Consider the following 16,647-nt stretch of genomic DNA (forward strand, 5'->3'; position numbering starts at 1 on the left):
TGGCGTCAAGGACGTGGGCCGGCGCCTGAGGCACCGGCCGATTGGCGAAACCGACTACTGCTTGCGCGGCCAGGTATCGGCAAGGCGATAGCCGGCCGGCCATGGATCTTGCGGATCGAGCATGACCTGGCTGGTGCCGGTGATCCAGGCGCGGCCGGAGATTTCCGGCACGATGGCCGGGCGGCCGCCGACCGTGGTTTCGCCGACGATGCGGCAGTCGAAGCGCGAATCGAGGATCGAATAGCCGGAGAAGGACTGGCCGACCTTGATCTGGCCGCGGGCATGCAGCACCGCCATGCGCGCCGAGCAGCCGGTGCCGGTCGGCGAACGATCGAGCTTTGCGGGCTGGATGACGACCGTGTTGCGGCCGTGCAGCGCGCCGTCACGCTCCTCGACCGGCAGCGTCAGCTGGCAGAAGGAGATGTGGTTCCATTCCGGGTTTTCCGGATGGGTGAAGCCGAGCTGTTCATTGGCGGCCTTGGTGATGCGGATGCCGGTTTCGGCAAGCTCACGCGCCTCGTCCGGCGTTACCGAGAAACCAAGGGCACGGGCATCGGCGAACACAAAACTGTCGCCGCCATAGGCGGTGTCGACGGTGAGGGTGCCGAGGCCTTCGACTTCCAGCTTGGCATCCAGCTTGTCGGCGAAGGACGGCACGTTGGTGACGGTGATGCGCTCGGCCTTGCCGTTTCGGCATGACGCGACGACATTGACCAGCCCACCCGGCGCTTCCAGTATCATGTGGGTTTCCGGCTCGACCATCGGCACGATGCCGCTATCGAGCAGCACGGTGGAGACGCAGATCGAGTTGGAGCCGGACATCGGCGGCGTATCTTCCGGCTCCATGATGATGAAGCCCATGGTGGCGCGCGGGTCCTTCGGCGGCACGAGGAGATTGATGTGGCGGAAGACGCCGCCGCGCGGTTCGTTCAGCACGAAATTGCGCAGGGTCTTGTCTTCGGCGATGAAATTGCGCTGCTCCCACAGCGTGTTTCCGGGCGGGGGCGCAACGCCGCCGATGATAACATCGCCCACCTCGCCCTCGGCGTGGCAGGAGACGATGTGGATGACCTTGCTGCTGCGCATGGCACTTTCTCCGATTTCAGGCTGTTCTTCACGTTGCGGGCGGATCCCGACGACGCGGTTGACCTTTCATAGATAGATTGGATCCAATATACAATCGGCTTTTATGTGCCGGCGACGGGCGCTCGTTCGGTTGCCCCTTCGCCGGATTCCACCTATGAGCATAGCTTCACTCTACCGGGGTTCGACGTGATGAAATTTGCTGCTGTCGATGTCAGGCAGGCCGCCTCGGCCGCCGACATCGTCTATGAGGCCCTGCGCAAGGCGATCATCGAGGGAAACCTCGCTGAGGGCGCAAACCTTCGGCAGGAAGAGATTGCGCAGATGTTTAATACCAGCCGCATTCCCGTGCGCGAGGCGCTGTCCCGGCTGGAACAGCATGGCCTTATCACCACCCAGCGCTACAAGGGCGCCGTCGTCGCCGGACTTTCCATCGAGGAGATAGAGGAAACTTTCGAGTTCCGCGCGCTGATCGAGGCCGAGGTCATCCGCCTCGCCGTCCCCGATCTCGACCGCGAGACGCTGGAAAAGGCGCGGCGCTACTGCAGCGCGTTCGACCGGGAGACCGATCCGCACCGCTGGGGCGAAATCAACCGCAATTTCCACTACACGCTCTACGAAGCCTCCCGCCGCCCCTATTATCTCCAGAACGTGCGCTCCTCCCTCGATCGCATCGACCGGTATCTGCGCGCCCAACTCATCTTCACCAACGGCGTACCGCGCGCCGGGCGCGAGCATGAAGCGATCCTTACGGCCTGCGAGCGCGGCGATGCCGACCTCGCCTCGCGTCTGACACGCGACCACATCCTCGATGCCGGACGGTCGCTGATGACGTTTTTGCGCGAGCACCGGGCCTGAGGGCCAGTGCGCCTCTCCGTATTTTTCCTGCGTGGCAGGTGCTGACTTCCCCGCCTTTTCATTTTTCGCATCGCGACCTCATAAATTGCCGAAATCCTTTCTTTTGGAGGCTTGACGACGCTTTCGTCAAAATGCCCATTTTAAACGATTGATAGCGTCCGCAGAGAATTGTATTTCTTTTGTCGACAAGAGGATTTTCGATGACCGATACCGATTCCAATTCCCTGCCGGAACGCAAGCGAGGCTCCGGCGTCAAAATGGTCTACGACCTTTTGCGCGACGAAATCCTCGACCTGAAGATCGCCCCCGGCAGCCCGGTGGACGAGGTACAGCTGGCCGAGCGGTTCAAGATGTCGCGCACGCCGATCCGCGAGGCCCTGGTGCGGCTCGCCGGCGAAGGGCTGATCGAGACCCTGCCGAACCGCTCCACCATGGTGGCGAACATCGACTTCCTGAACCTGCACACCCTGTTCGACGCGATGGTGCTGATGTACCGCGTGACGACGCGGCTCGCCGCGCAGAACCACCGGGCGGACGACCTTCCCATTATCCGTGGTTTCCACGAGGACTATGCCGCGGCGGTGGAGGCACGCGATACGCTTGCGATGATCGCGACCAACGTGGCCTTCCATGCCGCCATCGCGGAGGCCGGCCGCAACCCCTACTTCACCAGCCTGTTCCGCCGGCTGCTCGATGAGGGGCGGCGCATTCTCCGTCTCTACTACCAGTCCTATGAAGAGCAGTTCCCGCAGCTGTTCGTCGACGAGCATGCCGCCATCATCGCGGCGATCGAGGCGCGCGATATCGAGGAGGCCGACCGCCTCGGAAAGGCCCATGCCGAGCAGATCGTTGCCCAGGTGCAGCGGCTGTTCAGCCGCAACGATCGGCTCGACATCGCGCTCTGAGCAGCTGTATTTTTCTTGTCGACAAATAAAATACAAGATGCTATATCCACCATCGAGAGAGGGGAGGCCTTGCGTATGTGCGGGAGACTCCCGACCAACCGCCCATAGGAGATCGACATGAAGGCCAAGATTTTTTCCGGCGTAATTCCCGCCCTGATGACCCCCTGCAAGGACGACCGCACGCCGGACTTCGATGCGCTGGTGCGCAAGGGCAAGGAACTCATCGCAAAGGGCATGTCCGCCGTGGTCTATTGCGGCTCGATGGGTGACTGGCCGCTGCTCACCGACGCTGAGCGCATGGAAGGCGTCGAACGCCTGGTGAAGGCCGGCATTCCGCTGATCGTTGGCACGGGCGCTGTCAACACCGCTTCCGCCGCAGCCCACGCCGCGCACGCCCAGAAGGTCGGCGCCCAAGGCCTGATGGTCATCCCGCGCGTCCTGTCCCGCGGCACCGTCGTTGCTGCCCAGAAGAACCACTTCAAGGCGATCCTGTCCGCCGCCCCGGACCTGCCTGCCGTCATCTACAACAGCCCGTACTACGGTTTCGCCACCCGCGCCGATCTGTTCTTCGCGCTGCGCCAGGACCACAAGAACCTCGTCGGCTTCAAGGAATTCGGCGGCGCTGCCGACATGCGTTATGCGGCTGAAAACATCACCAGCCGTGACGATGACGTCTCGCTGATGATCGGCGTCGACACCTGCGTCTTCACCGGCTTCGTCGATTGCGGCGCGGTCGGCGCGATCACCGGCATCGGCTGCGTGCTGCCGAAGGAAGTGCTGCATATGTGCGCACTGGCCCAGGCTGCTGCCAAGGGCGATCCGGATGCCCGGGCCCGTGCGCTGGAGCTGGAATCGGCCCTCGCCGTGCTCTCCTCCTTCGACGAAGGCCCGGACCTCGTTCTCTACTTCAAGCACATGATGGTGCTGAAGGGCGACAAGGAATACACGCTGCACTTCAACGAAACCGACGCGCTCTCCGACAGCCAGCGCGGCTATGTCGAGAGCCAGCTGAAGCTGTTCGACACCTGGTATGCCGAATGGAGCAAGCTCCCCGGCGCCGTGCAGACCTACAAGGCCTGATCAGCCCTCCTCTCTTTTCCGCGACATGAACGCCGCCCGCAGCCGACGCTGCGGGCGGTTTTCGTTTGCCGCAGGCGCTCGGTTCTGCGACGGTCGCAGGACAAACGAGAGGACCTGCGAATGCCTTCCCTGGACGTCCTGCTTGCCTTTGCCGTCACCACGGCGATCTTCGCCTTCATTCCCGGCCCCGCGATGCTTTACGCCGCCGCCCGGACGATGGCGGGCGGTCGCGCAGCAGGGCTGATGGCGGTGCTCGGCATTCATCTGGGCGCCTACGCCCACATCATCGCGGCGGCAGCCGGGCTTTCGGCGCTGTTTCATGCCGTTCCGGTCGCCTATACCTGCGTCAAGCTCGCGGGTGCCGCCTATCTGATCTGGCTTGGCATTTCGCTCCTCCGCGCGACGGATGCGGCGGAGGACGATGCGGCAGGTGCTGCGCCGAAGGGCGGGCGACGGGCTTTCGCGCAAAGCGTCACCGTCGAGATCCTGAACCCCAAGACGGCGATCTTCTTCCTCGCCTTCCTGCCGCAATTCGTCGACAGCGCCGCCGGCCTGCCGATCTGGGCCCAGCTCGCCATTCTCGGCACGATGGTCAACCTGATCTTCACCTTCGCCGATGTCGTCAGCGTCCTGCTGGCGGACGTCATTCTCGCGCGGCTGAAACGGTCGAGCGGCGTGCAGTCCCTCGTGCGCAAGGCGGGCGGGACAGTGCTCATCGGGCTTGGTGCCCATCTCGCCCTGCAGAAGGGCTGAAAACCGCGGCAACGGCGCCGCCGCGGTTCCGTGCAGGTTAAATACCCGTCAGGCGATCGCGTCGAGGCCGAGGGCCAGCAGGCGGTCGAGCTGTTCCGTCTCGGCGGCCGTCAGCGTAACACCGTCCGTTTCAGATTTTTTGCGGGCCACGAAGCGGCGCTGCGAGGGCAGGCGCGCGCCCTGGCCGACGATCGCGTCGAACAGCACTTCGGCGCGGGCGAAGGGGTCGCCGGGGCGGCCCTTGGCGAAGGCTTCCGGCGACAGGGCGATGATCAGTTCGCCGTGGAAGGGCGCAAGCGTCGTCGTGCCGAGATAGTCGAGCACTTCGGGGCTCGTCAGGTCGCCGATCATGATGCCGGCGAGAAGTTCGATCATCGTGCCGATGGCGGACCCCTTGTGGCCGCCGAAGGGCAGCATGGCGCCGGCCAGCGCCGCCTCCGGGTCGGTCGTCGGGTTGCCGTCGGCATCGATCGCCCAACCCTCCGGGAGCTGTTTACCGGCGCGGCGGTGCAGTTCGATCTCGCCGCGGGCGGCGACCGAGGTCGCGAAGTCGAAGACGTAGGGCGACTGGTCCGGACGCGGCCAGCCGAAGGCGAAGGGGTTGGTGCCGAGCAGCGGCTTGTTGCCGCCGGTCGGCGCCACGGTGGCGTAGCTCGGGCACATGACGAGGGCGGCAAGGCCTTCGTTCGTCACGGCCTCGACTTCCGGCCACAGCGCGGAGAAATGCGTGCAGTCGTTGATAACCAGTGCGGCGATACCGAGCTTGCGGGCGCGCTCGGCCAATGCCGGCACACCGAGCTCGAAGGCAGGGTTGGCGAAGCCGCCATTCGCATTGACCTTGACGATCGCGGAACCCTCGTTGAGGTCGAGTTCCGGCACCGCGTCCGGCTTGACCTTGCCGGCCTTGACGGTGCGCAGCGCGCCTTCGATGCGGAAGATGCCGTGCGATTTACAGGCGTCGCGCTCACCGGCAACGATGACCCGGCCGAGTGCGCCGGCCTGCACCGCGTTGAGGCCGGCATTGCGGAAGATCGCTTCGACACGCTCGTGAAGGGCGGCAATGGTCAAGGTGGTGGTTTGCGTCATCGTTGGTCTCTTCAGGCTGGTGCCGACCGCGGCAGGTTGGCGATTGAACATTTGCATACATAGAGTATACAAGATTTCGACAAGTGCAATTCGTCCCATCCCATCCTATGTCAGGGGCGAATCCCTCTTCCGCCAGAAAGGTACGTCAAATGGCTTTCACTCCAAACGGTAAACACCTCGTCGCCGGCGAATGGCTCGATGGCAACGGCACGTTCGCCTCGTCGCCGGCACACGGCCCGGCTCACGCCTTCGCCGTCGGCACGGTCGCGCTCGTCAATCGCGCCGCGGAAGCCGCCGAAGACGCCTTCCTGAGCTACGGTTATTCCTCGCGTGCGACACGCGCCGCGTTTCTCCGCGCCATCGCAGACGAGATCGAAGCGCGCGCCGACGCCATCACCGAGATCGGCACGCAGGAAACCGGCCTGCCCGTCGCCCGCCTGCAGGGCGAGCGCGGCCGCACGACCGGCCAGCTGCGCCTTTTCGCCGACCATATCGAGAAGGGCGACTATCTCGACCGCCGCCTCGACGCCGCCCAGCCTGACCGCCAGCCGCTGCCGCGCACCGAAATCCGCCTGATCCAGCGGCCGATCGGCCCGGTCGCCGTGTTCGGCGCCTCCAACTTCCCGCTTGCCTTCTCGACGGCCGGCGGTGACACGGCCGCAGCACTCGCCGCCGGTTGCCCCGTCGTGGTGAAGGGGCACTCCGCCCATCCGGGCACGGGCGAGATTATCGCCGAAGCCGTCGAGGCCGCAATCCGCAAGACCGGCATACATCCGGGCGTCTTCTCGCTAATCCAGGGCGGCAACCGCCAGGTCGGCGAGGCGCTGGTGCAGCATCCGCTGATCAAGGCTGTCGGCTTCACCGGCTCGCTTGCCGGTGGCCGCGCGCTGTTCAACCTCTGCGCCGCACGCCCGGAGCCGATCCCGTTCTTCGGCGAACTCGGCTCGGTCAACCCGATGTTCCTGCTGCCGGAAGCACTGAAGGCCCGCGCGGAATCGCTCGGCCAGGGCTGGGCAGGCTCGCTCACCATGGGTGCCGGCCAGTTCTGCACCAATCCGGGCATCGCCATCGTGGCTGATGGCGCGGATGCCGATCGCTTTACCGCTGCTGCCGTCGAGGCGCTCGGCAAGGTCGGCCCGCAGACCATGCTGACCGATGGCATCGCCAAGGCCTATCATGACGGCCAGGCGCGCTTCGAAAGCCGCAACACGGTGAAGCCGCTCCTCACCACCGAATCCTCCGGCCGCAACGCGCTGCCGAACCTCTTCGAAATCTCCGGCGAACAGTTCCTCGCCGACCACGCGCTCTCCGAAGAAGTCTTCGGCCCGCTCGGCCTCGTCGTGCGTGTCGGTTCGGTCGATGAGATGGAAGCGCTTGCCCGCAAGTTCGAAGGCCAGTTGACGACGACGATCCATATGGATGCCGGCGACCTCAACGACGCCAGGAAGCTTCGCCCGGTCCTCGAGCGCAAGGCCGGCCGCGTGCTGGTCAATGGCTTCCCGACCGGCGTGGAAGTGGTGGATTCCATGGTGCATGGCGGCCCCTACCCGGCCTCGACGAATTTCGGCGCGACGAGCGTCGGCACGATGTCGATCCGCCGATTCCTGCGTCCGGTTTCGTACCAGAACATGCCGGAAGGCCTGCTGCCCGAGGATTTCCTCAACTGATTCAAGCCTCTGGCTTGCCAGGAGCGGCGTCTTGCGAGAGCAAGGCGCCGCTCTCATATTTTCTGCGCCTGGGTATATACTTTTTGTATATTAGTTGTATTTTAAGGCCGGTTTACGCCAATGGCGCAGGACGGACCTCGCCGGCTGAATCGACAGACCAATCCAGGGAGAGAGTTATGAAGAAGACTTCGGTCCTCGCCTTCGGCCTCGTGGCCGCCACCGCTCTGACCAGCCCGGCCAAGGCCGACAAGCTGGACGACATCATCTCGTCCGGCACGCTGCGCTGCGCCGTCGTTCTCGACTTCCCGCCCATGGGCGCGCGCGACGAGAGCAACAACCCGATCGGTTTCGACGTCGACTATTGCAACGATCTCGCCAAGGCGCTCGGCGTCACCGCCGAAATCGTTGAAACGCCCTTCCCGGAGCGCATCCCGGCCCTGATGTCCGGCCGCGTCGATGTCGGCGTCGCCTCGACCTCCGACACGCTGGAACGCGCCAAGACGGTCGGCATGACCGTTCCCTACTTCGCCTTCCAGATGGCCGTCACGGCCAACGACAAGTCGGGCGTAAAATCCTTCGAAGACATGAAGGGCAAGGTCGTCGGCGCCACTGCCGGCACGTTCGAAGCCATCGCGCTGGAAAAGTCGGTCAAGGAATGGGGCGCTGGCGAATTCCGCCCGTACCAGACCCAGGCTGACGTCTTCCTCGCGCTGAGCCAGGGCCAGATCGACGCCACCGTCTCGACCTCGACGGTCGCCCAGTCCAACGTCAAGAGCGGCAAGTTCGCTGGCATCTCGGTCGTCGGCAACGCGCCCTACGACATCGACTATGTCGCGCTCTTCACCAACCGCGAAGAATACGGCCTGATCAACTACCTGAACCTCTTCATCAACCAGCAGGTTCGCACCGGCCGTTACAACGAACTCTACGAAAAGTGGGTCGGCGGCGAAGTGCCGTCCCTTTCGATCAACGGCGTTTATCGCTAATCTGCCGTTTTAAAGGCGGCGCGGGAGCCACTTCCGCGCCGCTGATCGTTTCCGAAGGGTGAGACGGCAATGTTCAGTTACAATTTCCATTGGAACCAGGCCTTCAAGGCCCTGCCGCAGATGCTGGAGGGCGCGCTCGTCACGCTCCAGATCGCGCTGCTGTCCATGGCCATCGGCCTTGCCGTCGCGCTCGCGCTGACGCTCTTCCGGCTGTCCGGCAACCGCATCTTGAACGGCTTCGCCACGGCCTGGGTCGAGGTCGCGCGCAACACGCCGGCCCTCTTCCAGATCTACATGGCCCATTTCGGCCTCGGCAATTTCGGCATCCACCTGAGCCCTTATACGGCGCTGCTCGTGGGGATCGCCTTCAACAATGCCGGCTATCTTGCAGAAAACTTCCGCGGCGCGCTGAAGGCGATCCCCGACACGCAGACGCGTGCGGGCCGCTCGCTCGGCATGACGCCGCTGCAGGCTTTCCGCTATATCGTCATGCCGCAGATGCTGCGCATCGCCTTCCTGCCGGCCACCAACCAGATGGTCTGGGCAATCCTGATGACCTCGCTCGGTGTCACGGTCGGCATGAACACGGACCTTGCCGGCGTCACGCAGGCGCTGAATGCGGTGTCCTTCCGTACCTTCGAATTCTTCGCGCTCGCGGCGGTCATCTATTACCTGATCGCCAAGGCCGTGACGCTGGCAGCGCGCCTCGCTGCCACGCGCATGTTCCGCTACTGAGAGGGTAACCCATGTTCGATACCGCTCTCACGCTTGCCGATCTCGGCTTCCTCGCCAAGGGCGCGGCGATGACGCTTGCCGTCACCGCCGTCTCCGTCCTCGCCGGCACCATTCTCGGCATCTTCTTCGGCGTGCTGCGCAACCAGCTCGGCCCCTACTGGTCGATGCCGATCACCTTCCTGCTCGATGTCTTCCGCTCCGTGCCGCTGCTCATACAACTCGTGCTCGGCAACGCGGCGCAATCGATCATGAAGCTCGGCTGGGCGCCCTTCACCACCTCCTGCGTGGTGCTGTCGCTCTATACCGCCGCCTATTGCACCGAGATCGTGCGCGGCGGCATCTCCTCCGTGCCGATGACCACGCGCCGCGCGGCCCGCTCGCTCGGCATGACCTGGTGGCAGGACATGCGCTACATCGTGGCGCCACTCGCCACCCGCGTCTCGCTGCCCGCCTGGATCGGGTTGACACTTGGCGTCATGAAGGATTCGGCGCTGGTTCTGTGGCTCGGCCTGATCGAGCTCCTGCGCGCCTCGCAGATCCTCGTCACGCGCCTGCAGGAGCCGCTGTTCATCCTGCTGATCTGCGGCGCCATCTACTTCATCATCAGCTTCCCCATAGCCCGACTTGGCGGCTATCTCGAAAAACGGTGGTCCCCCAATGATTGAGATCGAAAACGTCCGCAAATCCTTCGGCCAGCTGGAAGTCCTGAAGGGGATCAACCTTACCGTCCAGAAGGGCGAGGTGCTGACCATCATCGGAGGCTCGGGCTCGGGCAAGTCGACGCTGCTCACCTGCATCAACGGCCTCGAGACGATCGATGCCGGCCGCATCGTGGTCGACGGCACCGATGTTCATGCCAAGGCGACGGACCTCAACAAGCTGCGCCGCAAGCTCGGCATCGTCTTCCAGCAGTTCAACGCCTTCCCGCACCTCACCGTGCTGGAAAACGTCATGCTGGCGCCGGTCAAGGTGCTCGGCCAGTCGAAGGCCGAAGCCGAGGCCATGGCCGTCAAGCAGCTCACCCATGTCGGCCTCGGCGACAAGCTGAAGGTCTATCCGAACCGCATGTCCGGCGGTCAGCAGCAGCGCATGGCGATTGCCCGCGCACTTGCCATGTCGCCGGCCTACATGCTGTTCGACGAGGTGACCTCGGCGCTCGACCCGCAGCTCGTCGGCGAAGTGCTCGACACGCTGCGCATGCTCGCCTCCGAAGGCATGACGATGATCTGCGTCACGCATGAAATGAAGTTCGCCCGCGAAGTCTCCGACCGCGTCGCCTTCTTCCACAAGGGCGTGATGGCCGAGATCGCACCGCCGGAACAGCTGTTCGGCGCGCCGAAGGATCCCGAGCTGCAGACCTTCCTCGCCGCCACGCATTGAGAGCATCATGAAGACAGATATCGAGCCCGGCGTCGTCGTCATCGGCGCCGGCGTGGTCGGCCTTTCGGCGGCCATTGCCGCGCAGGCGCGCGGCCTTTCCGTCACCGTGCTGGAACGCGAGGCCCCGGCCGCCGGTGCTTCTGCCGGAAATGCAGGCGCTTTCGCCTTTACCGACATCCTGCCGCTCGCCTCGCCCGGCATCCTGAAGAAGGCGCCGAAATGGCTGCTCGATCCGCTCGGGCCGCTCAGCATCCCGCCGTCCTACGCCTTGCAGATCGCGCCGTGGATGTTCCGCTTCTGGCGCGCCTGCTCGGCCAGGCACGTCGCCCATTCCACTGCGGCACAGACCGCGCTGATGGACCTCTCCAAGGCGGCGCTGGAGCCCTTCCTCACCGAGACCGGCACCATCGCGATGCTGCGCAAGGAAGGCAACCTCCAGGTCTATGAAAGCCAGGCCGAACTGAACGCCTCGCTGCCCGGCTGGACGGCGCGCGAAGCGCATGGCGTCGAATTCCGCCACATGGATGCGCGTGCCATGGCGGACATCCAGCCCGGCCTTGCGCCCCGCTTCACGCACGGCACGTTCACGCCTGGCTGGTATTCGATCGCCGATCCGAAACTCTATACGCTGGCGCTCGCCGACCATTTTCGTGCCAAGGGCGGCACAATCGAACGCGCCGAGGTTTCCAGCCTGCACCCGATCGAGGGCGGCGTGGAAATCCGCACGGCTGACGGCCGGACACTGCGGGCGCAAAATGTCGTGCTCGCGGCCGGTGCCTTCTCCCATCAGGTCGCTCGCTCGCTTGGTGAAACCATCCCGCTCGAAACCGAGCGCGGCTACAACACGACACTGCCGGCCGACGCCTTCGACCTGCGCACGCAGGTGACCTTCGGCGGCCACGGCTTTGTCGTTACCCGGCTTTCGACCGGCATCCGCGTTGGCGGCGCGGTGGAGCTTGGCGGACTGAAGCTACCGCCGAACTTCCGCCGGTCTGAAGCCACGCTGGAAAAAGCGCGCGCCTTCCTGCCGGGCCTGAAGCCTGCGGGCGGCGTACAGTGGATGGGTTTTCGCCCGTCGCTACCCGACAGCCTGCCCGCCATCGGCCGCGCCCGCGCGACGCCGCGGGTCGTCTATGCCTTCGGCCACGGCCATCTCGGCCTCACCCAGTCGGCGGGCACGGCACGGCTCGTCGCCGACCTGCTGACGAACGACCGGACAGCCATCGACATCGCCGCCTTCTCGCCGCAACGTTTCTGACAAGGTCCAACCGCACAGGAGCCGCCCCATGGCCGATCTCTCCGCCCGCAGCATTCTCGCAGGCACCGCCTCCGGCCCGGTCATCGCGGCCGGCGAGGCGCTGAGTTTCTGGGGCGGCGTCGATCCGGCCACCGGCAAGGTCATCGACGTGCACCACCCGCTGCACGGCGTCCCCATCACCGGCGGCATCCTGATGATGCCGTCCAGCCGCGGCTCCTGCACCGGATCGGGCGTTCTGCTCGATCTCGCCCTCACCGGCCGTGCACCGGCAGCGCTGGTGTTCAGCGAGGCGGAGGACGTGCTGACGCTCGGCGCGCTGATCGCCGCGGAAATGTTCGGCAAGTCGCTTCCGGTGTTGCGCGTTTCCCATGACGCCTATGCCGCACTCTGTCGGGCGAAGAGCGCACGGATCAGTGAGACAGTGATCGAGGCCGATGGCCTGATGATCCCCGTCGCGCCGCCCGCGACGGCCGCGCTCGACCTGACTGCCGATGACCGTGCCATGCTGGAAGGCCGCGACGGCGTCGCCGTGCAGCTCGCCCTGCGCATCACCGTCGCCATGGCCGCGCAGCAGGGCGCGGAAAAACTCATCGACGTGGTGCAGGGTCATATCGACGGCTGCATCTATGCCAGCCCGGCCAACCTTACCTTCGCGGAAAAGATGGCCGAGATGGGTGCGAAGGTGCGCATCCCCACCACGATGAACGCCATTTCCGTCGACCGCGCCAACTGGCAGGCGCAGGGCGTGCCGCACGATTTCGGCGACCCGGCCGCACGCCTTGCCGACGCCTATGTCCGCATGGGCTGCCGCCCGACCTTTACCTGTTCGCCCTATCTGCTCGACAGCGCGCCAAAAACCGGCGAGGCGATCGCCTGGGCGGAATCCAATGCGGTGATCTTCGCCAATACCGTGCTCGGCGCCCGCACGGCAAAACACCCCGATTTCCTCGACCTCTGCATCGCCCTGACCGGCCGCGCGCCGCTGTCCGGCGTCTATCTCGATGAACACCGCAAGGCGCGCCGCATCATCGACGTCGATCTGCCGGAAAATATCGACGACGCCTTCTGGCCGCTCGTCGGCTATCTCGCCGGCCGTGCCGCACCCGACCGTATCCCGATGCTGCGCGGCCTTGCCGCCGCCAGGCCGACGCGCGACGACCTCAAGGCCCTCTGCGCCGCCTTCGGCACCACCTCCGCCGCGCCCATGCTGCATATCGAGGGCGTGACGCCCGAGGCCGACGGCGCGGCCGCAGCGCAGGCCGACACGATGACCATCACCCGCGCCGATATGATCGACGTCTGGACCATGTTCAACGACGGCCCGGAAGCGGTCGAACTCGTGGCCATCGGCAGCCCGCATGCATCGCTCTCCGAGTGCCGCGCGCTCGCGGATGCGCTTGGCGACCGCAAGCGGCACAAGGATGTCGCGGTGATCGTCACCGCCGGCCGCGATATCATGGCGGAAGCCGGCGACGTGCTGACCCGGCTAAGGGCAAGCGGCGTGCAGGTGCTGCCGGACCTCTGCTGGTGCTCGATCTCCGAACCCGTCTTCCCGACGGCGACGCGTGCCCTCATCACCAATTCCGGAAAATACGCCCATTACGGCCCGGGCCTGTCCGGCCGCACCGTGCGCTTCAGCAATCTCGCCGACTGCATCGAAGCCGCTCTAACCGGCCGCGTCCCGCCGCGTTTGCCGGCATGGCTTGCCTGAAAAAAGGTGCCATACCGGCGTCCTTGCACGCCGGTATGGGCTGTTACGAGGGTGTCGTGAGCGATTTGCGGTAGGCCTCGACGGGAAGCCCTCCGACGCCCCAATCCTCGATCGCCACCTCGTCGATGACGACGAAGGTGGTGGCGGGGTTCTTGTCGAGCACCCGCACGAGAAGATCGGTCACGCCGCGGATCAGTTCGGCCTTCTGCGCGGGGCTCGCGCCCTCCCGGGTGATCTTGATGTTGACGTAAGGCATTGCATTACTCCTGTATCTGCCGTTCCAGAATCTGGAAGACCTTGGCGATGATCCGCCATTGCCCGTCCGTGCGCACGAGCGTGAGGAAATCGACGAAATCCCGCGCACCGATCGAGCAGCGCACGCGTGCCACGGCGGTGTTTTCGCCGGCGATGTCGATCGCGTCGACATGATCGCGACGGGCTTCGTTGCGGGACGCCGGCGATTGCCGGGCGGCGACGATGGGCACGTATTCCGCCATGGTGCGGTAGAGAAGCGGTGTCTCGTCCGCCGTCGCGTAGATTGCACTCGGATGGAACACACGCTGCAATTTTTCGACGTCGCAAAAATAAAGCGCGTCGAAATAGTCCTGCAGAAGCGCATAAATGTCCTGGAACGCTGTGCTCATCAGGCCGCCTCGTCCTGCAGGAGGCCTTCCGCGGCGAGGGCCTTGCGCACGGCCGGTCGCGCCAGCATCCGCGTCATGAAGGCGCTGATGCAGGGCCAGCGCGCGAGATCGACGCCGATGAAACTGGTCCAGTGGAGCACGACGAACAGATAGGCATCGGCGACGGAGAAAACCGTGCCGAGCAGGAACGGCCGGCCGTCGGAAAGGCCGGCTTCCACGTCGTCGATACGGCGCAGCAGCGTCGCCTCCACCCGCGCTTTTTCAGGCCCCTCCAATACGTCGCCGTGAAAATAGGGGCCGAACGCCTTGTGCAGTTCCGCAGAGATGAAGTTCAGCCATTCCTGCAGGCGGACACGGTCGAGCGTTCCTGCGGCAGGCGCAAGCCCAGCCTCGGGCACGTGATCGGCCAGATATTGCAGGACGGCCGGATTTTCCGTGACGATGACGCCGGGCGCGACCTCGAGCGCGGGCACATAGCCCTTGGGATTGATGCGGCGATAGTCGGCGCCGGCCTTCGTCGTGCCGGCCTGCGTATCGACCGCCATCGCTTCGAAGGGGAGGTCGAGTTCGATGAGCACGATACGGGAGGCGAGCGAGCAGGCACCGGGTTTGAAATAAAGCAACATGGGGAAACCTTTCCTTGACAAGGGCGCGAAGCTAGGGGCTTCGGTTTCTATTGCCAACCAGGTTTCTATCAGTTACTTCATATCCTCGTTTCTCCGTGGTAACCGGTGCGCATCATGAGCCTCAAGATCCGAAAGAACCGCAGCACGCCCCCGCCCGAACCCTGCCTGCTGACCGAGTGCATGGCGATCATCGCCGGAGCCTGGGCACCGAACGTCATCTGGCACCTGCGCGCCGGCCCCCGCCGGTTCAGCGAACTGCGTATCGATATTCCACCCGTATCGGCAAAGGTGCTCTCGCAGCGCCTGCGCGAACTGGAAAGCCGCGGCGTGCTCACGCGCACGATCCAACCAACAACGCCACCATCGGTCGAATACGCTCTCACAGGCCTGGGACAGGAACTGGTGCCCGCCCTGAGCGCGATTGTCGATGTCGGACACAAGCTGAAGGCTGCACAGCAAGACGCGCACGGCAACGGTTCATAGGGATTGGCAACGGGTGGGAAAGGAGGATGGCGGACAGAGCGGGATTCGAACCCGCGATAGAGTCTCCCCTATACACACTTTCCAGGCGTGCGCCTTCAACCACTCGGCCACCTGTCCGTCCGCACGCTGCCGGTGGTCAATCCGGCGCGGGTCGCTTTCCTGTTTCCATTCCGGCGAGACGGCGCGATATATACCGAGGTTTCACGCGGGATCAACCGCTTTCTGACAGTTTTTTGAAGGTTCTTTCGCCCGGCACTGTGAAGGATTGCAGAAGGTTGGCCGTCTTCCTATTTATAGGCGGAGGAAAGCGGAGCGAAACCGAGGCTCCGGCGGCGATACCGGAAGGGTGCGCGATGATACGGTTCATCCTGAAGGCGATCAGTCTGATTGCGCTGGTCATCGCCGTGATGGCGGGAACGATCGACGCGATCCAGTCCGTCTCGGCCTCCGAGCCGGTGCTGACGCCGCTGGCGGTTGCCTGGAGCACGGCGAGCCCCGAGACGATCGCACTCGTGGCCGACGGCATCATGCGCAACCTCCATCCCTATGCCTGGGATCCCGCGGCGATGTGGGTGCTGTCCCAGCCGGCCTTTGCCGTACTGCTCGGCGTCTCGCTGTTCTTCTGGGTGATCGCCTACAAGCGTCGACCCGTTGCAGGCCGCTTCACGGCCTGAACCCAAACCGCCGCCTATGCTTGCGGCCCGGCCAGGAGGCCACGATGTTCTTGATCGACATGTTCAACAAGAAGACCACCATGCCCGCGCCCGACGCAGCCCTGCCCGGCCGCGACCAGCCCATTCCCACATCCACCACCCATTTCGTCAATGGTCGCGCCTTGCAGGGCCCCTATCCCGAGGGCTTCAAGACCGTGCTGCTCGGCATGGGCTGCTTCTGGGGTGCCGAGCGGCTGCTCTGGAAGATTCCCGGCGTGTGGGTGACGGCGGCCGGTTATTCCGGCGGCATCACGCCCAACCCGACCTATCACGAGACCACGACGGGGCTGACCGGCCATACCGAAGTCGTGCTCGTCGTCTATGATCCCACGGTGGTCGCGCTCGAGACCCTGCTGAAGGCCTTCTTCGAGGCGCACGACCCGACGCAGGGCATGCGCCAGGGCAACGATATCGGCACGACCTACCGCTCGGCGATCTATCTCGACGACGAGGCGGACCTTGCCGCGGCGCAGCACGCCCGTGATGTCTACCAGGCGGCGCTGACGGCGGCCGGGCGCACCGACCGCATCACGACGGAAATCGCCAAGGCAGGTCCGTTGTACTTCGCCGAGGAGGTTCACCAGCAGTATCTCGCCAAGAATCCGGGCGGCTACTGCAACCTGCGCGGCACCGGCGTCGCCTGCGCGATCGGCTGACGGCACGGCAAAATTCTTGTCTT

At 64.8% G+C, this 16,647-nt stretch carries 19 protein-coding genes and 1 tRNA gene; 14 read left to right on the plus strand and 6 right to left on the minus strand.

Features of this window, described 5'->3' with window-relative positions; genetic code table 11:
- Nucleotides 1-54: 54 nt before the first annotated feature.
- Nucleotides 55-1,086 (minus strand): trans-3-hydroxy-L-proline dehydratase, encoded by a 1,032-nt coding sequence (locus tag BSY16_RS14765; protein WP_069060366.1) that lies wholly within the window; start codon nt 1,084-1,086, stop codon nt 55-57.
- A gap of 189 nt (nt 1,087-1,275) precedes the next feature.
- On the opposite strand from BSY16_RS14765, the gene BSY16_RS14770 reads away from it, so the two are divergent.
- The 4 genes from BSY16_RS14770 to BSY16_RS14785 all read left to right on the plus strand — a co-directional run bounded on the left by BSY16_RS14770 (nt 1,276) and on the right by BSY16_RS14785 (nt 4,679).
- The gene (locus BSY16_RS14770) at nt 1,276-1,941 is read left to right on the plus strand and encodes a GntR family transcriptional regulator (RefSeq protein WP_069060367.1); all 666 of its coding nucleotides are present in this window, start codon (nt 1,276-1,278) and stop codon (nt 1,939-1,941) included.
- Between the two features lie 200 nt (nt 1,942-2,141).
- Nucleotides 2,142-2,846, plus strand: coding sequence for a GntR family transcriptional regulator (locus BSY16_RS14775; RefSeq protein WP_069060368.1), 705 nt, complete (start codon nt 2,142-2,144; stop codon nt 2,844-2,846).
- A gap of 117 nt (nt 2,847-2,963) precedes the next feature.
- Nucleotides 2,964-3,926 carry a dihydrodipicolinate synthase family protein gene (locus BSY16_RS14780; RefSeq protein ID WP_069060369.1) on the plus strand — a complete coding sequence of 321 codons (963 nt, stop codon included), beginning with the start codon at nt 2,964-2,966 and terminating at the stop codon, nt 3,924-3,926.
- A gap of 120 nt (nt 3,927-4,046) precedes the next feature.
- Nucleotides 4,047-4,679: a LysE family translocator gene (locus BSY16_RS14785; RefSeq protein ID WP_069060370.1), complete on the plus strand. Its 633-nt coding sequence runs from the start codon at nt 4,047-4,049 to the stop codon at nt 4,677-4,679.
- Between the two features lie 48 nt (nt 4,680-4,727).
- Here BSY16_RS14785 and BSY16_RS14790 read toward each other — a convergent pair whose 3' ends face one another.
- On the minus strand, nt 4,728-5,765 hold the full coding sequence (locus tag BSY16_RS14790; protein ID WP_069060371.1) for an Ldh family oxidoreductase: 1,038 nt from the start codon (nt 5,763-5,765) through the stop codon (nt 4,728-4,730).
- A gap of 149 nt (nt 5,766-5,914) precedes the next feature.
- Between BSY16_RS14790 and BSY16_RS14795 the strand changes: the two genes are divergently transcribed.
- The 7 genes from BSY16_RS14795 (at nt 5,915) to lhpI (ending at nt 13,502) form a co-directional block, all read left to right on the plus strand.
- On the plus strand, nt 5,915-7,432 hold the full coding sequence (locus BSY16_RS14795; protein WP_069060372.1) for an aldehyde dehydrogenase (NADP(+)): 1,518 nt from the start codon (nt 5,915-5,917) through the stop codon (nt 7,430-7,432).
- A gap of 176 nt (nt 7,433-7,608) precedes the next feature.
- A complete protein-coding gene (locus BSY16_RS14800) occupies nt 7,609-8,418 on the plus strand; it encodes an ABC transporter substrate-binding protein (protein ID WP_069060373.1) in 810 nt (269 codons plus the stop codon).
- A 69-nt stretch (nt 8,419-8,487) separates the two neighbouring features.
- Nucleotides 8,488-9,153: an amino acid ABC transporter permease gene (locus BSY16_RS14805; protein WP_069060374.1), complete on the plus strand. Its 666-nt coding sequence runs from the start codon at nt 8,488-8,490 to the stop codon at nt 9,151-9,153.
- Between the two features lie 11 nt (nt 9,154-9,164).
- Nucleotides 9,165-9,818 (plus strand): amino acid ABC transporter permease, encoded by a 654-nt coding sequence (locus BSY16_RS14810; RefSeq protein ID WP_069060375.1) that lies wholly within the window; start codon nt 9,165-9,167, stop codon nt 9,816-9,818.
- The gene (locus BSY16_RS14815) at nt 9,811-10,533 is read left to right on the plus strand and encodes an amino acid ABC transporter ATP-binding protein (protein ID WP_069060376.1); all 723 of its coding nucleotides are present in this window, start codon (nt 9,811-9,813) and stop codon (nt 10,531-10,533) included. The genes BSY16_RS14810 and BSY16_RS14815 overlap by 8 nt, the downstream gene beginning before the upstream one ends.
- Nucleotides 10,534-10,540: 7 nt before the next feature.
- A complete protein-coding gene (locus BSY16_RS14820; protein ID WP_069060377.1) occupies nt 10,541-11,791 on the plus strand; it encodes an NAD(P)/FAD-dependent oxidoreductase in 1,251 nt (416 codons plus the stop codon).
- Between the two features lie 28 nt (nt 11,792-11,819).
- A complete protein-coding gene (gene lhpI / locus BSY16_RS14825; RefSeq protein WP_069060378.1) occupies nt 11,820-13,502 on the plus strand; it encodes a cis-3-hydroxy-L-proline dehydratase in 1,683 nt (560 codons plus the stop codon).
- Nucleotides 13,503-13,545: 43 nt separating this feature from the next.
- On the opposite strand, the gene BSY16_RS32750 is transcribed toward lhpI, so the two are convergent.
- From BSY16_RS32750 to BSY16_RS14840, 3 genes are read right to left on the minus strand one after another with little or no spacing between them, the layout of a single operon-like run.
- Nucleotides 13,546-13,758, minus strand: a complete 213-nt coding sequence (locus BSY16_RS32750) for a tautomerase family protein (protein ID WP_069060379.1) — start codon at nt 13,756-13,758, stop codon at nt 13,546-13,548.
- A gap of 4 nt (nt 13,759-13,762) precedes the next feature.
- Nucleotides 13,763-14,146: a nuclear transport factor 2 family protein gene (locus BSY16_RS32755; protein ID WP_069060380.1), complete on the minus strand. Its 384-nt coding sequence runs from the start codon at nt 14,144-14,146 to the stop codon at nt 13,763-13,765.
- Nucleotides 14,146-14,772, minus strand: a complete 627-nt coding sequence (locus tag BSY16_RS14840) for a glutathione S-transferase C-terminal domain-containing protein (RefSeq protein ID WP_069060381.1) — start codon at nt 14,770-14,772, stop codon at nt 14,146-14,148. Before BSY16_RS14840 ends, BSY16_RS32755 begins: the two co-directional genes overlap by 1 nt.
- Before the next feature lie 114 nt (nt 14,773-14,886).
- Between BSY16_RS14840 and BSY16_RS14845 the strand changes: the two genes are divergently transcribed.
- On the plus strand, nt 14,887-15,255 hold the full coding sequence (locus BSY16_RS14845) for a winged helix-turn-helix transcriptional regulator (RefSeq protein ID WP_069060382.1): 369 nt from the start codon (nt 14,887-14,889) through the stop codon (nt 15,253-15,255).
- Nucleotides 15,256-15,282: 27 nt separating this feature from the next.
- On the opposite strand, the gene BSY16_RS14850 is transcribed toward BSY16_RS14845, so the two are convergent.
- Nucleotides 15,283-15,372, minus strand: a tRNA-Ser gene (locus BSY16_RS14850).
- Between the two features lie 236 nt (nt 15,373-15,608).
- Here BSY16_RS14850 and BSY16_RS14855 point away from each other — a divergent pair.
- Both BSY16_RS14855 and msrA read left to right on the plus strand, forming a co-directional pair.
- Nucleotides 15,609-15,929, plus strand: a complete 321-nt coding sequence (locus tag BSY16_RS14855) for a hypothetical protein (protein WP_286157139.1) — start codon at nt 15,609-15,611, stop codon at nt 15,927-15,929.
- Nucleotides 15,930-15,973: 44 nt separating this feature from the next.
- The gene (gene msrA, locus BSY16_RS14860) at nt 15,974-16,624 is read left to right on the plus strand and encodes a peptide-methionine (S)-S-oxide reductase MsrA (protein WP_069060383.1); all 651 of its coding nucleotides are present in this window, start codon (nt 15,974-15,976) and stop codon (nt 16,622-16,624) included.
- Nucleotides 16,625-16,647: the final 23 nt, after the last annotated feature.

The sequence above is a fragment of the Sinorhizobium sp. RAC02 genome, from assembly GCF_001713395.1.
Taxonomy (GTDB): Bacteria; Pseudomonadota; Alphaproteobacteria; order Rhizobiales; family Rhizobiaceae; genus Shinella.

Excerpts from the sequence above, each read along its gene's own strand:
- BSY16_RS14765 (WP_069060366.1), bottom strand. The coding sequence starts at position 1,086 with ATGCGCAGCAGCAAGGTCATCCACATCGTCTCCTGCCACGCCGAGGGC.
- BSY16_RS14770 (WP_069060367.1), top strand. The coding sequence starts at position 1,276 with ATGAAATTTGCTGCTGTCGATGTCAGGCAGGCCGCCTCGGCCGCCGAC.
- BSY16_RS14775 (WP_069060368.1), top strand. The coding sequence starts at position 2,142 with ATGACCGATACCGATTCCAATTCCCTGCCGGAACGCAAGCGAGGCTCC.
- BSY16_RS14780 (WP_069060369.1), top strand. The coding sequence starts at position 2,964 with ATGAAGGCCAAGATTTTTTCCGGCGTAATTCCCGCCCTGATGACCCCC.
- BSY16_RS14785 (WP_069060370.1), top strand. The coding sequence starts at position 4,047 with ATGCCTTCCCTGGACGTCCTGCTTGCCTTTGCCGTCACCACGGCGATC.
- BSY16_RS14790 (WP_069060371.1), bottom strand. The coding sequence starts at position 5,765 with ATGACGCAAACCACCACCTTGACCATTGCCGCCCTTCACGAGCGTGTC.
- BSY16_RS14795 (WP_069060372.1), top strand. The coding sequence starts at position 5,915 with ATGGCTTTCACTCCAAACGGTAAACACCTCGTCGCCGGCGAATGGCTC.
- BSY16_RS14800 (WP_069060373.1), top strand. The coding sequence starts at position 7,609 with ATGAAGAAGACTTCGGTCCTCGCCTTCGGCCTCGTGGCCGCCACCGCT.
- BSY16_RS14805 (WP_069060374.1), top strand. The coding sequence starts at position 8,488 with ATGTTCAGTTACAATTTCCATTGGAACCAGGCCTTCAAGGCCCTGCCG.
- BSY16_RS14810 (WP_069060375.1), top strand. The coding sequence starts at position 9,165 with ATGTTCGATACCGCTCTCACGCTTGCCGATCTCGGCTTCCTCGCCAAG.
- BSY16_RS14815 (WP_069060376.1), top strand. The coding sequence starts at position 9,811 with ATGATTGAGATCGAAAACGTCCGCAAATCCTTCGGCCAGCTGGAAGTC.
- BSY16_RS14820 (WP_069060377.1), top strand. The coding sequence starts at position 10,541 with ATGAAGACAGATATCGAGCCCGGCGTCGTCGTCATCGGCGCCGGCGTG.
- lhpI (WP_069060378.1), top strand. The coding sequence starts at position 11,820 with ATGGCCGATCTCTCCGCCCGCAGCATTCTCGCAGGCACCGCCTCCGGC.
- BSY16_RS32750 (WP_069060379.1), bottom strand. The coding sequence starts at position 13,758 with ATGCCTTACGTCAACATCAAGATCACCCGGGAGGGCGCGAGCCCCGCG.
- BSY16_RS32755 (WP_069060380.1), bottom strand. The coding sequence starts at position 14,146 with ATGAGCACAGCGTTCCAGGACATTTATGCGCTTCTGCAGGACTATTTC.
- BSY16_RS14840 (WP_069060381.1), bottom strand. The coding sequence starts at position 14,772 with ATGTTGCTTTATTTCAAACCCGGTGCCTGCTCGCTCGCCTCCCGTATC.
- BSY16_RS14845 (WP_069060382.1), top strand. The coding sequence starts at position 14,887 with ATGAGCCTCAAGATCCGAAAGAACCGCAGCACGCCCCCGCCCGAACCC.
- BSY16_RS14855 (WP_286157139.1), top strand. The coding sequence starts at position 15,609 with ATGATACGGTTCATCCTGAAGGCGATCAGTCTGATTGCGCTGGTCATC.
- msrA (WP_069060383.1), top strand. The coding sequence starts at position 15,974 with ATGTTCTTGATCGACATGTTCAACAAGAAGACCACCATGCCCGCGCCC.